12 protein-coding genes are annotated in these 13,575 nt (G+C 71.0%); 7 read left to right on the plus strand and 5 right to left on the minus strand.

Features of this window, described 5'->3' with window-relative positions:
- Positions 1-488 precede the first annotated feature (488 nt).
- The 5 genes from ACFZDJ_RS27925 to ACFZDJ_RS27945 all read right to left on the minus strand — a co-directional run bounded on the left by ACFZDJ_RS27925 (position 489) and on the right by ACFZDJ_RS27945 (position 6,511).
- A complete protein-coding gene (locus tag ACFZDJ_RS27925; protein WP_391062762.1) occupies positions 489-2,129 on the minus strand; it encodes a dipeptide ABC transporter ATP-binding protein in 1,641 nt (546 codons plus the stop codon).
- Positions 2,126-3,055, minus strand: coding sequence for an ABC transporter permease subunit (locus tag ACFZDJ_RS27930; RefSeq protein WP_390939922.1), 930 nt, complete (start codon positions 3,053-3,055; stop codon positions 2,126-2,128). The genes ACFZDJ_RS27925 and ACFZDJ_RS27930 overlap by 4 nt, the downstream gene beginning before the upstream one ends.
- Entirely contained in the window at positions 3,052-4,002 is a 951-nt protein-coding gene (locus tag ACFZDJ_RS27935) for an ABC transporter permease subunit (protein ID WP_390939973.1), read from the minus strand. The genes ACFZDJ_RS27930 and ACFZDJ_RS27935 overlap by 4 nt, the downstream gene beginning before the upstream one ends.
- 67 nt (positions 4,003-4,069) lie before the next feature.
- Positions 4,070-5,686, minus strand: coding sequence for an ABC transporter substrate-binding protein (locus ACFZDJ_RS27940; RefSeq protein WP_391062765.1), 1,617 nt, complete (start codon positions 5,684-5,686; stop codon positions 4,070-4,072).
- A 138-nt stretch (positions 5,687-5,824) separates the two neighbouring features.
- The gene (locus tag ACFZDJ_RS27945) at positions 5,825-6,511 is read right to left on the minus strand and encodes a response regulator transcription factor (RefSeq protein ID WP_099918117.1); all 687 of its coding nucleotides are present in this window, start codon (positions 6,509-6,511) and stop codon (positions 5,825-5,827) included.
- A gap of 455 nt (positions 6,512-6,966) precedes the next feature.
- Between ACFZDJ_RS27945 and ACFZDJ_RS27950 the strand changes: the two genes are divergently transcribed.
- The 7 genes from ACFZDJ_RS27950 (at position 6,967) to ACFZDJ_RS27980 (ending at position 13,573) form a co-directional block, all read left to right on the plus strand.
- Complete coding sequence (locus ACFZDJ_RS27950) at positions 6,967-8,478, plus strand: FAD-dependent monooxygenase (protein ID WP_391062768.1); 1,512 nt, start codon at positions 6,967-6,969, stop codon at positions 8,476-8,478.
- 44 nt (positions 8,479-8,522) lie between these two features.
- Positions 8,523-8,849 carry a TcmI family type II polyketide cyclase gene (locus ACFZDJ_RS27955; RefSeq protein ID WP_099918119.1) on the plus strand — a complete coding sequence of 109 codons (327 nt, stop codon included), beginning with the start codon at positions 8,523-8,525 and terminating at the stop codon, positions 8,847-8,849.
- Positions 8,846-10,126: a beta-ketoacyl-ACP synthase II gene (locus ACFZDJ_RS27960; protein WP_390939928.1), complete on the plus strand. Its 1,281-nt coding sequence runs from the start codon at positions 8,846-8,848 to the stop codon at positions 10,124-10,126. Before ACFZDJ_RS27955 ends, ACFZDJ_RS27960 begins: the two co-directional genes overlap by 4 nt.
- Positions 10,127-10,182: 56 nt before the next feature.
- Positions 10,183-11,403, plus strand: coding sequence for a beta-ketoacyl synthase N-terminal-like domain-containing protein (locus tag ACFZDJ_RS27965; protein WP_390939975.1), 1,221 nt, complete (start codon positions 10,183-10,185; stop codon positions 11,401-11,403).
- A gap of 121 nt (positions 11,404-11,524) precedes the next feature.
- Complete coding sequence (locus tag ACFZDJ_RS27970) at positions 11,525-11,794, plus strand: acyl carrier protein (protein WP_168516230.1); 270 nt, start codon at positions 11,525-11,527, stop codon at positions 11,792-11,794.
- An 11-nt stretch (positions 11,795-11,805) separates the two neighbouring features.
- Positions 11,806-12,591, plus strand: a complete 786-nt coding sequence (gene fabG / locus ACFZDJ_RS27975; RefSeq protein WP_099918122.1) for a 3-oxoacyl-ACP reductase FabG — start codon at positions 11,806-11,808, stop codon at positions 12,589-12,591.
- Positions 12,592-12,634: 43 nt separating this feature from the next.
- On the plus strand, positions 12,635-13,573 hold the full coding sequence (locus ACFZDJ_RS27980) for an SRPBCC family protein (protein ID WP_391062770.1): 939 nt from the start codon (positions 12,635-12,637) through the stop codon (positions 13,571-13,573).
- The last annotated feature ends 2 nt before the right edge of the window (positions 13,574-13,575 follow it).

The raw sequence follows: 13,575 nt of genomic DNA on the forward strand, positions 1-13,575 counted from the left end.
GAGCTCGAGCGGGAGATCCTGCCGAGGGCCGCGAAGTATTCTGCGGCGGAGACCAGTTGGTGAGCAGCCGCTTCCAGTTCGTCGAGGATCACCGTGGCGCCTTCGGCGTCAAGCGGCTGTGCCGGATACTCGCGGTCTCGCGTTCCGGCTTCTACCGGTGGCCGGCCGGCGCATCCGCGCGGGCCGGCCGGGCGAGGGCGGATGCCGAGCTCGCCGAGCACATCAACCGGATCCATCAGGAATCGGACGGCACCTATGGGGTTCCGATCGCGCCCCAGACGGTTGCGGGTACGAGGCTGCGCGTCGAACAGCGCCAGGTACTGCCTCGACCGCTGGGCTGCGCTCACCGGGTGCGACGTCGGGACCTTCCAGGGACGGGCGACCTCGGTCATCGCCCTGGAGCTCGGTCCCGCCGCCGCAGACCCGGCCCCGATGCCGGGTTGAGAGGCCTTACTCGTACGCCGCAGCCACGCGGGGGCGCGAGTGCGTCAATGCGCGAGGCTTCCTGGTACGGCGATGAGCAGCTCCTGCGTATAGGGGTGGGCGGGCGAGCCGAAGACCTGGTCCACCGGGCCCGTCTCGACGAGCTGCCCCTTGCGCATCACGCCGACGCGGGAGGCGATCCGACGGACCACCGCCAGATCGTGGGAGATGAAGAGATAGCTGAGCCCCAGTTCGTCCTGGAGGTCCGCGAGCAGGTCCAGGATCTGCGCCTGGGACGACATGTCGAGCGCGGAGACCGGCTCGTCGCACACCACCAGGTCCGGGCCAAGCGCCAGCGCTCGGGCGATGGCGACACGCTGCCGCTGGCCGCCGGAGAGTTCGGCGGGCCGCCGGCCCCGGAGCGCGGCGGGCAGGCGCACCTGGTCGATCAGTTCCGTCGCACGCCGCGCACGGTCGGCGCGGGTGCCGATGCGGAAGGCACGCAGCGGCTCGGAGACGATCTCGGCGACCGACAGGCGCGGTGACAGCGAGGCATACGGGCTCTGGTACACGATCTGCATCCGGCGGCGCAGCCGGCGCAGTTCGCTGCCGCCGAGGCGGGTGATGTCGTGGCCGTCGAAGACCACGCGGCCAGAGGTCGGGGCCGTGAGGCGTACAAGCATGCGCGCGGTGGTCGACTTGCCCGAGCCCGACTCGCCGACCAGTGCGAGCGTCTCGCCGCGGCCGATCCGCAGGCTGACGCCGTCGACCGCGCGCGGCGCAGGGTTCCGGTCGCCCCGGCGGGTGGGGTACTCCTTGACCAGGTCGCCTGCTACGACCAGGTCGGCGGGCGGCGTGTCGTCGGTCCGTTTCGGTGGCGCCGGCCGGGAGGGGTGGGCGAGGCTGGGGGCCGCCGCCAGCAGTGCGCGGGTGTAGGGGTGGACGGGTGACTGGAGGACCCGCCGTACCGGGCCGGTCTCCACGACCTCGCCGCGTGACATGACGGCCACGCGGTCCGCGCGGTCCGCGGCGATCCCGAGGTCGTGGGTGATCAGCAGGACCGCGATGCCGCGGTCGCGGGTCAGTGCCGCAATGTGGTCGAGGATCCTGCGCTGGACGGTGACGTCCAGCGCGCTCGTGGGCTCGTCGGCGATGACGAGCCGGGGGCGTGCGGCGAGTGCGACGGCGATCAGCACCCGTTGGCGCATACCGCCGGACAGTTCGTGGGGGTACTCGCGGGCGACGCGGGCAGGGTCGGGCAGGCCCGCCTCGTCGAGCAGTTCCACGGCGCGGCGCGCGGCGGCCGGCCGGTCGGCGAGGCGGTGGACGTGCAGCGCCTCGGCCACCTGGCCGCCGATGCGCTGCACGGGGTTGAGCGAGAGCATCGGGTCCTGCGGGATCAGGCCGATCTCGCGGCCCCTGAGCCCGCGCAGGGCGCGCTCGTCAGCGCGCGCGAGGTCGACGCCGGCGAACAGGATCTCGCCCCCGTCGAGCGAGCCGCCGCGCGGCAGCAGCCCCATGACTGCCTGGGCGGAGGTGCTCTTGCCGGAGCCCGACTCGCCGACGAGCGCCACGACTTCGCCCGGCCGGACGGTCAGGTCGATTCCCCGGACGGCGGGCACCGCGCCGGCCCGGGTGCGGTAGGAGATCCTCAACTGCCGGATGTCCAAAAGCGGTTCGCCGGGAGCTGTGCCTGCGAGTGTCATCGTGTCTCCTCCGTGTCCTCGCCGTCGAGGGCGCGGGCGATGCGGTTCGCGGCGAGCACGGTGGCCGCGATGACGAGTCCGGGCAGGGTGGTCAGCCACCAGGCGGTGGCGAGGTAGTTGCGGCCGTCCGAGACGAGCGAGCCCCACTCGGGGGCGGGCGGCTGCGCGCCGTAGCCGAGGAAGGACAGCGAGGAGACCTGGAGGACGACCGCGCCGAAGTCGACGGCCGCGTAGACCAGTACCGGGCCCGCGGCGTTCGGCAGCACGTGGCGCAGCAGTACGGACGGCCACCGGGTGCCGCAGGCCCGCGCCGCCTCCACATAGGTGGACTGCCCGACCTTGAGCACTTCGGCGCGCATGATCCTGGCGAACGTCGACATGCTGGTCACCCCAACGGCGAGGGCCACCTGGACGGTGCCGAAGCCCAGCGCGGTCACCAGCGCGAGCGAGAGCAGCAGGCCGGGGATGGCGAGCAGGACGTCGGTCAGCCGCATCAGCGCGTCGTCCGTGACTCCCCCGCGGTACCCGGCGGCCAGCCCGGCCAGTGAGCCGACGACGAGACCGACGAGCACCGCGAGTACGGTCGCCTGCAAGGTGAGCAGCGAGCCGTGTACGACCCGGGCAAACAGGTCGCGTCCCAACTGGTCGGTGCCGAAGGGGTGTTCGGCGCGCGGAGTCAGGAGCTTGTCCCGCGGCGCCGCGGCCAGCGGGTCACGCGAGGTGAGCAGGCCCGGGAAGAACGCGGCGAGCAGCACCGCCGCAATCAGCAGCACGGAGAGCACCAGGCCGGGCCGCCGCAGCCAGAACCCGGCGCTGCGGCGGCCGGTCCGGGACCGCGTGCCGTCCCGGACGGGGGCTGCCGCGGCCGCCGGGACGTCCTCGCCGGGGCCGGGCGTTCCGGCGTCAGGGATGGTCAGTTCGGTCATGCCGCCACCGCCGGTCGGGGCGTCGTCGTGGTGATCCGCGGGTCGAGCAGTGGATGAATCAGGTCGACGGCGAGGGTGGTCAGCACGAACGCGACGGCGCCGAGCACGACCACGCCCTGGACGACCGGGATGTCCTGCGCCGTCACGGCGGCCGCCGTCTCGCGTCCGATCCCGGCGCGGGCGAAGACGGTCTCGACGACGACGGCCCCGCCCAGAACGTTGCCCGTCATGACGCCGATGAGGGTCAGGGACGGGAGAGAGGCGTTGCGCAGGGCGTGGCGGAACAGGATCCGCCCCCGGCCCGCGCCCTTGGCCAGCGCCGTCTGGACGTACGGCTCCGCCAGCGCGGTCCGCAGACTCCTGGCGAGGACCTGTGCGATCAGCGCGGCGCCCGGCAGGGCGAGGGTGACGGAGGGCAGGACCAGCGCGTCGAGGCCCTCGTCACCGAAGGCCGGGAAGACCCGCCATCGGAACGACAGCAGCTGGACGAGGACCAGCCCGACCCAGAAAGTGGGCGCCGACACTCCCACCGCGGGCAGTGACAGCAGCAGCCGGCCACTGCGGGTCCAGCTCGCGAGCAGGGCGAGCGCGCCGCCCAGGACCACTGCCAACAGCATGGCGGCGGCGGCCAGTTGAAGGGTCGTCGGGAGCGCCTGCGCGATCAGGTGGGTGACCGGGGTGCCGCTCTGCACGGACCGGCCGAAGTCGCCGTGCGCAGCGTGCAGCAGCCGGGTGCCGTACTGCTCGGCGAGCGGCTGGTCGAGTCCGTACTGGTGGCGCAGCGCCTCGGTCTGCTCCGGGGTGACGGTGCTCGCGTCACCGCCGCCCGCCGCCATGATGGTCGCCGGGTCGCCGGGCAGCAGGTACAGCACGCCGAAGGTCACCGTGTAGGCGGCCCACAGCACGAACACGGCCTGGAAGAGCCGCCGCAGAAGGTAGTTCCTCATCATCGCCTTCGGGATGCCGGAGCGGGACAGTGGCAGGTGGGACAGCACGGCCGGCCGGGAGAGCCGGTCAGGAGAGCCACGCGTCGTAGAACTGGACTTGGGACGAGGAGCCGAGGGTGATCCCGTGCACCCGGGAGCTGAGCGCGTAGACACTGGTCATCTCGAACACCGGTATCTGGTAGGCCTGTTCGAGCACCCTGCGCTGCGCGGTGGCGGCGTACTCGGCGCGCCTGGCCGGGTCGGCCGCGGACGCCTGCTGGTCGAGCAGCTTCTCCAGCTGGGGGTCCTGGATGCGGGAGAGGTTCAGCAGCTTGCTGGAGAAGGCGGTGCGCAGGATGTCCGGGTCGGCGCGGGTGCCGTTGCCCCAGGCGAGGTCGTAGTCGCCGCCCTTCTGGGCCTGCTGGTAGTCGGCGATGGTCAGCACTCTGAGGGTGACGCCGATGCCGACCTTCTTCAGCTGCTGCTGGACGAGTTCGAGGACGGACTGGTTGGGGCCGAAGTTGGGCGCGAGGATGATCTTGAGGTCGAGTTTCACGCCGTTCTTCGCGCGGATGCCGTCGGGGCCGGGCTTCCAGCCGGCTGCGTCCAGGATCCGCTCCGCGCCCGCGGGGTCGTGGGCGAGCAGCGCGGAGTTGTCCCGGTAGTCGTCGGTGGTGCTGGACAGGGAGCTGGTGGCCGGGCGGTAGCTGCTGCTCAGGATGGTGTCGACGACCTCTTTTCGGTCGACGGCAATCTCCAGCGCGCGACGAACCGCGATGTCGCCGGCCTGGGGCCTGGCGGCGTTGGCGCTCAGGGCGACGGGGACGCCGGGGTTCGGCCTGGACAGCAGTTTCTCGCCCTGGCTCTTCAGTCCTGCCTCGTCCTGCGGCGCGACGCCGGCGATGACGTCGACCTGACCGGATTCGAGGCTGCCGGTGCGTACGCCGGACTCGGGGACCACCTTGAAGCTGATTTTGTCCAGGTGGGCGGGCCCGGTGTGTCGCGCCAGGGCGGAGCCGCCCTTGTAGCTTGCGCGCCGGCTCAGCTCCACCGACTTTCCGGGCGTGTAGCCGTTCAGGACGAAGGGTCCGGAGCCGATCAGCGGGCCGGTGCACAGGCTCTCGGCGGCCTTCTTGAGGCTGGCGTCGGCCAGCAGGCCGAGGGTGGTGGTGGACGTGGCCTGCAGGAACTGGGCGTTGGGGTGGTCGAAGGTGACCTTGGCTGTGTGCGCGTCGACGACCTCGGTGCCCTTGTAGCTGCTGAGGTAGCCGGACCCGAAGATCGATTTGGCGCCGAGCTTCACGACGGCGTCGAGGTTCTCCTTGACGGACTGCGCGTCGATGGGCGTGCCGTCGCTGAAGGTCTCGCCGTCGCGCAGGTGGAACGTGAACGCCGTGGCGTTCTGGCCGACTTCCCAGGAGGAGGCGAGCCAGGGGACGATCTTGCCCGTCGCGGGGTCCTGGTCGGTGAGCGAGTCGACCAGCCCGCGGGCCGCGTACACCGCGTCGTTGGTGGCCGCCTGGTGCGGGTCGACGCACAGGGGGTCCGAGCCGAGCGCGAAGGTCAGGTGGCCGCCCGCGTGCAGCTTGGCGTCACCGCCCGAAGAGGACGGGGAGGAAGAAGACGTCGAGGAGCAGGCCGCCAGCGTCACCGACAGGACGACGGCGGAGGCGAGCAGAGCGGCAGGCGGGCGTGAGCCGGGCATGGAGTGGCCTTTCCGGGCGAGGGATGGTGGGGCGTTGAGCAGCCATGCGCTCGGTGCGCGGCGGGGTCGAGTCGTCGTCCGGCGGCCGGCGGCCGTCCGTGCGGGTGGTAGGAGATGTGGCGCTCAGGGGGTGTCCGCTCAGCCGTGTCCCATCCGGAACCCGATCCCGCGGAGCGTCACGATCCAGCTGGGATCGCCCAGCTTCTTGCGCAGCGCGCTGACGTGGGTGTCGATGGTGCGGCTGGCCTTGGCGCTCAGCGGCCGGCCGTCGTACTGGTAGCCCCAGACGTCGGCCATCAGCTGGGCGCGGGAGAACACGGTCTGCGGGTGCGAGGCGAGTTCGTGCAGCAGGCAGTACTCGATGCGGGTGAGGTTGATCAGCCGGCCGTTGATCCGTACCTCCCGGGTGTCCGGGTCGATGCACAGCGAGCCGATCACGATCGGCTCCGACAGCAGGCGGGCCGCCGACCGGGAACCGGAGCGCCGCAGTACGGCCTCGATGCGGGCGAGTAACTCGCGGAAACCAAAAGGCTTGGCCATGCAGTCGTCGCAGCCAGCCTGCAGGCACAGGATCCGGTCCAGGTCGGTACCGGGGTCGGTGAAAGCGATGATGGGTATGTCGCTCGCCGCCCGCAGTAATCGGCAGACCTCCAGGCCGTCAATGTCGGGCAGCGCAAGGTCGATGAGGAAGAAATCGAACTTCGGGTACCTCTCCAGCGCCTCCGCTCCGGTGCCGCACAGCGCGGTGGAAAATCCGTGGCGATGCAACTCGGCGCTCAGACTGTCGGCCCCGATGGCGCCGGAATCCGCTACCAGTACCTGCATGACTCCCAAGCCTCTGTGGCGTTCGCTCGAAATTTATCATGCAGGTTAACCGGCTCCCGTCGCACTTCAAAGGTCCGCCGGCACATTTCATGCCACTGCAAAGTCCCGGCAACCGTCCTGCATTCCAGGCCAGTTGGGAAGACCGGTATCGCGGCGAAGCGTCAAGGAACCTGTAGTTCCCTTGACGCTTTCTTAAGTCTTCCCCGGATCTCAATCCGGAATCTGAAGTAGGGCGCTCCCCCGAAATGCCAGGTTCCGTGTAGCGACTTGACATTCTCCTGACGGGCATTTTCAGATACCCTTGATTTTTTTGCTTGAATGCGACACGACCGATGACGGAAGATATCGATGTCCGGCGAAAATCCGGACCGACGTTTTCGGAACGTCACACACCGCCAAGTAACTAATTCCAGAAAGAGTCCACACGCAATTACCCCTTCAGACGGGAGAGGTGTATGAGCGGCTCGGTCATCATTACGGGAGCCGGTCCGGCCGGGCTTGCACTCGCCGGGGAACTGCGATTGGCGGGCATCGAGGTCACCGTCCTGGAGCGCCTTTCCGGCAGGACGGCGGAATCACGCGGAATCGGTCTGACCCTCCGCACCGTCGAAACGTTCGCCCAGCGCGGACTGTTGCGCCGCCTCGGCGACGTCACCACGAGCGAGCAGGGGCACTTCGGCGGTGTCCCGCTCGACCTCGGTGTCCTGGACGGGGCGTACCGGTCGGCCAAGACCGTGCCGCAGTCCGTCACCGAGACCGTCCTGGAGCAGTGGGCGCGGGAGCTGGGCGCCGACATCCAGCGGGGCCACGAGTTCCGCTCCTACCGGGAGGAGGACGCGTCCGTCGCCGTACGCGTCGGGACCCCGCAGGGCGAACGGACCCTGCGCGCGGACTACTTGGTCGGCGCGGACGGGGGCCGCAGCAGCGTCCGCAAGGCCGGCGGCTTCGACTTCCCCGGCACCGCGGCGACCACCGAACTCCTGCTCGCGGACGTCCGCGGCGTCGAGGTGACGCCACGGATGACCGGTGAGCTGCTGTCCGCCGGGATGGTGATGTCGGCGCCGCTACCCGGCGGCGTCCACCGGGTGATCGTCGGCGAGCGAGGCGCACCGCCGCGCAGGCGCAGCGGTCCGCCGGCCTTCCAGGAGGTCGCCGACACCTGGAAGCGGCTGACCGGGGACGACATCTCGCACGCGGAGCCGGTGTGGGTCAGCGCCTTCACGGACGCGGCGCGCCAGGCCGCCGAGTACCGCCGCGGCCGCGTCCTGCTCACCGGCGACGCCGCGCACATCCACCTGCCGGCCGGCGGCCAGGGCATGAACACCGGCATCCAGGACTCGGTGAACCTCGGCTGGAAGCTCGCAGCGGTCCTGCACGGCACGGCGCCGGAGTCGCTGCTGGACACCTACCACTGCGAACGGCACGCGGTAGGCAAGGAATTGCTCGCCAACACCGCGGCCCAGAGTCAGTTGATCCTCGGCGGCGCGCAGGCCCAGCCGCTCCGCGACGTACTGGCCGAGCTGGTGCGCTACGAGGACGTCACGCGCCATCTCGCGGCCAAGGTCAGCGGGCTGTCGATCAGGTACGACGTGGGACCCGGCCCGAACCCGCTGCTCGGGGTGCGCATGCCGCACCTGGGGCTGACCGTGCGGGGGCGCCGTACCAGCAGCACCGCCCTGCTCCACACCGGACGCGGCGTCCTGCTGGACCTGGCGGACAACCCGCACCTGCGCCGCCGCGCGGCGCCCTGGCGCGAACGGATCGACATCGTCACCGCCACCCACGACACCGAGGTGACCGTCCCACCCGCCCTCCATGCCACCACCGCGGTGCTGATCCGCCCCGACGGCTACGTCGCATGGGCCGGACCCGGCAGCCACCACGACCTTCCCGCGGCGCTGAGCCGCTGGTTCGGCCCCGCCCGACGCGCATTCCCCTCTCCCCGGCCGTCCCAGGCAAACCAGTGAAGCCGGGACAGCCAGGAGATCCAGGACATCCACGAAAGGCAGACATGTACAGCACCCTGATCGTCGCCCGCATGGAACCGGGCTCCGCCGAAGACGTCGCCGAGATCTTCGGCGCCTTCGACGCCACCGAGATGCCCCACCTCATGGGCACGCGCCGCCGCGAGCTGTTCTCGTACCGGGGCCTGTACTTCCACCTCCAGGACTTCGCCGGCGAGAACGGCGGCGAGCACATCCAGGCCGCCAGGACCGACCCCCGGTTCATCCGGATCAGTGAGGACCTCAAGCCGCACATCGAGGCCTACGACCCGGCCACCTGGCGCTCGCCGGCCGATGCGATGGCCCGGCGCTTCTACCACTGGAACGCCTCGTGAGCGGGCCGGGCGGCCGCCAGGTCGTCATCACCGGAGTCGGTGTCACCGCCCCCGGCGGCATCGGTGCCAAGGACTTCTGGCAGCTGCTGACCGACGGGCGCACCGCGACCCGGCGGATCTCGTTCTTCGACCCCTCGCGGTTCCGTTCCCAGATCGCCGCCGAGGCGGACTTCGACGCCGAGCTGTCCGGGCTCACCCCGCAGGAGGTCCGACGGATGGACCGCGCCGCGCAGTTCGCGGTGGTCACCGCCCGCGAGGCGGTCGCTGACAGCGGACTGGACTTCGCCGCCCTGGACCCCCACCGCATCGGTGTGACCATCGGCAGCGCGGTCGGCGCGACCACCGGACTCGACCAGGAGTACCGCGCGGTCAGCGACGGCGGCCGTCTCGACCTGGTCGACTACGAGTACGCCGTGCCCCACCTCTACAACTTTCTGGTGCCCAGCTCATTCGCGAGCGAGGTCGCCTGGGCGGTCGGCGCGGAGGGCCCGGGCACCGTCGTGTCCACCGGGTGCACCTCCGGCCTCGACGCGGTCGGCTACGCAACCGACCTGATCAGGGACGGCGTGGCCGACGTGATCGTGGCCGGGGCGAGCGACGCGCCGATCTCCCCCATCACCGTCGCCTGCTTCGACGCGATCAAGGCCACCACGGCCCGCAACGACGACCCTGAGCACGCCTCGCGGCCGTTCGATGCCAGCCGTACCGGGTTCGTCCTCGGCGAGGGCGCGGCCGTCTTCGTCCTGGAGGAGCTGGAAAGCGCGCGCCGCCGGGGCGCCCACATCTACGCCGAGGTAGCCGGCTACGCGACTCGGTCCAACGCCTTCCACATGACCGGACTGCGCCCGGACGGCGCGGAGATGGCCGAGGCGATCCGGGTGGCGCTCGACGAGGCCCGGCTGATCCCGGAGGACATCGACTACATCAACGCGCACGGCTCCGGCACCAAGCAGAACGACCGGCACGAGACCGCCGCGTTCAAGCGCAGCCTGGGCGACCACGCCTACCGGACACCGGTCAGCTCCATCAAGTCCATGGTGGGCCACTCGCTGGGGGCTATCGGGTCGATCGAGATCGCCGCGTCCGTGCTGGCGATGGAGCACGGCGTGGTGCCGCCGACGGCCAATCTGCACAACCCCGATCCGGAGTGCGACCTCGACTACGTGCCGGTGACCGCGCGCGACTGGCGGACCGACAGCGTGCTCTCGGTCGGCAGCGGCTTCGGCGGGTTCCAGAGCGCTGTGGTGCTCGCCCGGCCCGATCGGAGCGCCCGGTGAACGCGCTTGCGGTGAACGCCCGGGAGGCGAACGCGAGCCCCGCACAGGCGCCGACGGTGAACGCGTCAGCGGTCGTCACCGGCCTCGGTGTGGCCGCGCCGAACGGCCTCGGTGTGGAGGAGTACTGGGCGGCGACGCTCGAAGGTCGCAGCGGCATCCGACGCATCACCCGCTTCGACCCCTCGGACTATCCGTCGCGGCTCGCCGGTGAGATCGACGGCTTCAGCGCCGGGGAGCACCTGCCCAGCAGGCTGCTGCCGCAGACCGACCGGATGACCCAACTGGCCCTGGTGAGCGCCGACTGGTCGCTTCAGGACGCCGGGATCGACCCGGCGGAACTGCCCGCCTACGCGGCCGGCGTGATCACCGCCAGCCACTCCGGCGGCTTCGAGTTCGGCCAGAACGAACTGAAGGCGCTGTGGAGCAAGGGCGGCAAGTACGTTTCGGCGTACCAGTCGTTCGCCTGGTTCTACGCCGTCAACAGCGGGCAGATCTCCATCCGCCACGGCTTGCGCGGCCCCAGCAGCGTGGTCATCAGCGACCAGGCCGGCGGCCTCGACGCGCTCGCCCAGGCCCGCCGCCAGGTGCGCAAGGGCACATCCCTGGTGGTGGCCGGCGCGGTCGACGCGTCGATCTGCTCCTGGGGATGGGTGGCGCAGCTGGCGAGCGGCCGGCTGGCCGGCGGGGACGACGCCGAGCGCGCCTACCTGCCCTTCGACTCCGCCGCGCGCGGCCACGTGCCGGGCGAGGGCGGCGCATTGCTGGTGGTCGAGGACGCCGAGCGGGCCCGGGCGCGCGGCGCCGAGAAGGTCTACGGCGAGCTGGCCGGGCACGCGGCGACCATGGACCCCCGGCCGGGCAGCGGCCGGGCCCCGGGCATCGAACGGGCGATCGACGGTGCACTGCGGGACGCCGGGATCGGCCCCGCCGACGTGGACGTGGTCTTCGCGGACGCTGCCGCGATCCCCGAACTCGACCGCATCGAGGCCGAGGCCATCACCAAGACGTTCGGGCCGCAGGGCGTCCCGGTCACCGCGCCCAAGACCATGACCGGGCGTCTCTACTCGGGGGCCGCGCCACTGGACGTCGCGGCCGCGCTGCTGAGCATCCGCGACGGTGTCGTCCCGCCGACCATCGGCACCTCGCTCGCCGACCGGTACGACATCGACCTGGTGGCCGGCGCCCCGCGGTCCGCGCCAGTGCGCACCGTCCTGGTGCTCGCCCGCGGCCAGGGCGGCTTCAACTCCGCCCTGGTGGTGCGCGCCGCCGCCCGCTGAGAGCGCGGGCACGTCGGCTTCCGCGCGCCGTCGTCGATCCCGCGGGGCGCCACCACCCAGACCCGCCTGCTCCCGCCCCCCTTCCCCTCCTGGACACCACCCATCCACGAAAGGCCCGGACATGTCCACAAGCCCGTTCACCCTCGACGACCTGCGGCGCATCCTGCTGGAGGCCGCCGGCGTCGACGAGAGCGTCGATCTGACTGGCGACATCGTCGACACCGAGTTCCAAGCGCTCGGCTACGAGTCCCTCGCACTGCTGGAGACCGGCGGCCGGATCGAGCGCGAGTTCGGCATCTCGCTGGACGACTCCGCGCTGACCGACGCGGTCACCCCCCGGGGCCTCATTGACATCGTCAACAAGCAGCTCTCCGCTGCTCCGACCGCCTGAGGGGAAAGACCATGGCAGAGACCACCGGACGCGTCGCCCTGGTGACGGGCGCGACCAGCGGCATAGGACTCGCGGTCGCCCGGCTGCTGGCCGGCCAGGGCCACCGGGTGTTCATCGGCGCCCGCAGCGCCGACAACGTCGCGGCAACCGTCAAGGAGCTGCGCGCCGAGGGTCTGGAGGTCGAGGGCGAGGCCGTCGACGTCCGCAGCGACGACGAGGTCAGGGCGTTCGTCCAGGCCGCCGTCGCCCGCTTCGGCCCCATTGACGTCCTGGTCAACAACGCCGGCCGCAGCGGCGGCGGCGTGACCGCCGACATCGCCGACGAGCTCTGGTACGACGTGATCGAGACCAACCTGAACAGCGTTTTCCGGGTCACCCGTGAGGTGCTCAACGGCGGCGGCCTGCGGGTCAAGAGCCGCGGCCGGATCATCAACATCGCCTCCACCGCCGGGAAGCAGGGCGTGGTGCTGGGCGCCCCGTACTCGGCCTCGAAGCACGGCGTCGTCGGCTTCACCAAGGCGCTCGGCAACGAGCTGGCCCCCACCGGGATCACCGTGAACGCTGTCTGCCCCGGCTACGTCGAGACGCCCATGGCCCAGCGCGTGCGGCTGGGCTACGCGGCCGCGTACGACACCAGCGAGGAGGCGATCAAGGAGAAGTTCGAGGCCAAGATCCCGCTCGGCCGCTACTCGTCGCCCGAGGAAGTGGCCGGCCTGGTCGGCTATCTCGCCTCCGACACCGCCGCCTCCATCACCTCCCAGGCGCTCAACGTCTGCGGCGGCCTCGGCAACTTCTGACCGCCCACTTCTCCCCCCTTCCGCACCGATCGGAGCTGCGACCATGACGACCCGCGAGGTCGAACACGAAATCACCGTGCACGCGGACGCCGCCGACGTCTACCGGCTGCTCGCCGAGGTCGAGAACTGGCCCCGGCTCTTCCCGCCGTCGGTCTACGTCGACTACCTCGAACGCGATGGCAACGAAGAGCGCATCCGCGTCTGGGCCACCGCCAACGGCGAGGCGAAGAACTGGAGTTCGCGGCGCACGCTGGACCCCGAGGCGCTGCGCATCCGGTTCTGGCAGGAGGTCTCGGCGCCTCCGGTGGCCGAGATGACCGGCACCTGGATCATCGAGCGGGTCGGCGACCAGGAGTCCCGGGTGCGCCTGCTGCACTCCTACCGAGCGATCGACGACGACCCGGAGGGTCTGAGCTGGATCGACGCGGCGGTGGACCGCAACAGCCGGGCCGAACTGCCGGGCTTGAAAGCCAACTTGGAGCTGTCGGCGCAGAACGCCGAGCTGAGCCTGTCCTTCGAGGACAGCGTCCGGGTCGAGGGCGCAGCCAAGGACGTCTACGACTTCGTCAACGAGGCGCACCTGTGGACGGAGCGGCTGCCGCACGTCGCCAAGGTCGAACTGACTGAGGACACCCCGGGCCTGCAGACCCTGCGGCTGAACACCCTCACCAAGGACGGCTCGACGCACACCACGGAGTCGGTCCGGGTCTGCTTCCCGCACCACAAGATCGCCTACAAGCAGACCACTCTGCCCGCGCTCCTCGACCTGCACACCGGCTACTGGACGTTCGAGGAGGGCGCCGACGGCGTCACCACCGCCACCTCCCAGCACACCGTGGTGCTCAACGCCGAGAGCATCGCCCAAGTGCTCGGCCCGGAGGCGGGCGTCCCCGAGGCTCGCCGGTTCATCCGCGAGGCCCTCGGCGGCAACAGCCGGACCACGCTGAACCACGCCAAGGAGTACGCGGAAGCGCGGCGCTGAGC

Source organism: Streptomyces sp. NPDC007896 (assembly GCF_042959425.1).
Lineage (GTDB): Bacteria > Actinomycetota > Actinomycetes > Streptomycetales > Streptomycetaceae > Streptomyces.

Excerpts from the sequence above, each read along its gene's own strand:
- ACFZDJ_RS27925 (WP_391062762.1), bottom strand. The coding sequence starts at position 2,129 with ATGACACTCGCAGGCACAGCTCCCGGCGAACCGCTTTTGGACATCCGG.
- ACFZDJ_RS27930 (WP_390939922.1), bottom strand. The coding sequence starts at position 3,055 with ATGACCGAACTGACCATCCCTGACGCCGGAACGCCCGGCCCCGGCGAG.
- ACFZDJ_RS27935 (WP_390939973.1), bottom strand. The coding sequence starts at position 4,002 with ATGAGGAACTACCTTCTGCGGCGGCTCTTCCAGGCCGTGTTCGTGCTG.
- ACFZDJ_RS27940 (WP_391062765.1), bottom strand. The coding sequence starts at position 5,686 with ATGCCCGGCTCACGCCCGCCTGCCGCTCTGCTCGCCTCCGCCGTCGTC.
- ACFZDJ_RS27945 (WP_099918117.1), bottom strand. The coding sequence starts at position 6,511 with ATGCAGGTACTGGTAGCGGATTCCGGCGCCATCGGGGCCGACAGTCTG.
- ACFZDJ_RS27950 (WP_391062768.1), top strand. The coding sequence starts at position 6,967 with ATGAGCGGCTCGGTCATCATTACGGGAGCCGGTCCGGCCGGGCTTGCA.
- ACFZDJ_RS27955 (WP_099918119.1), top strand. The coding sequence starts at position 8,523 with ATGTACAGCACCCTGATCGTCGCCCGCATGGAACCGGGCTCCGCCGAA.
- ACFZDJ_RS27970 (WP_168516230.1), top strand. The coding sequence starts at position 11,525 with ATGTCCACAAGCCCGTTCACCCTCGACGACCTGCGGCGCATCCTGCTG.
- fabG (WP_099918122.1), top strand. The coding sequence starts at position 11,806 with ATGGCAGAGACCACCGGACGCGTCGCCCTGGTGACGGGCGCGACCAGC.
- ACFZDJ_RS27980 (WP_391062770.1), top strand. The coding sequence starts at position 12,635 with ATGACGACCCGCGAGGTCGAACACGAAATCACCGTGCACGCGGACGCC.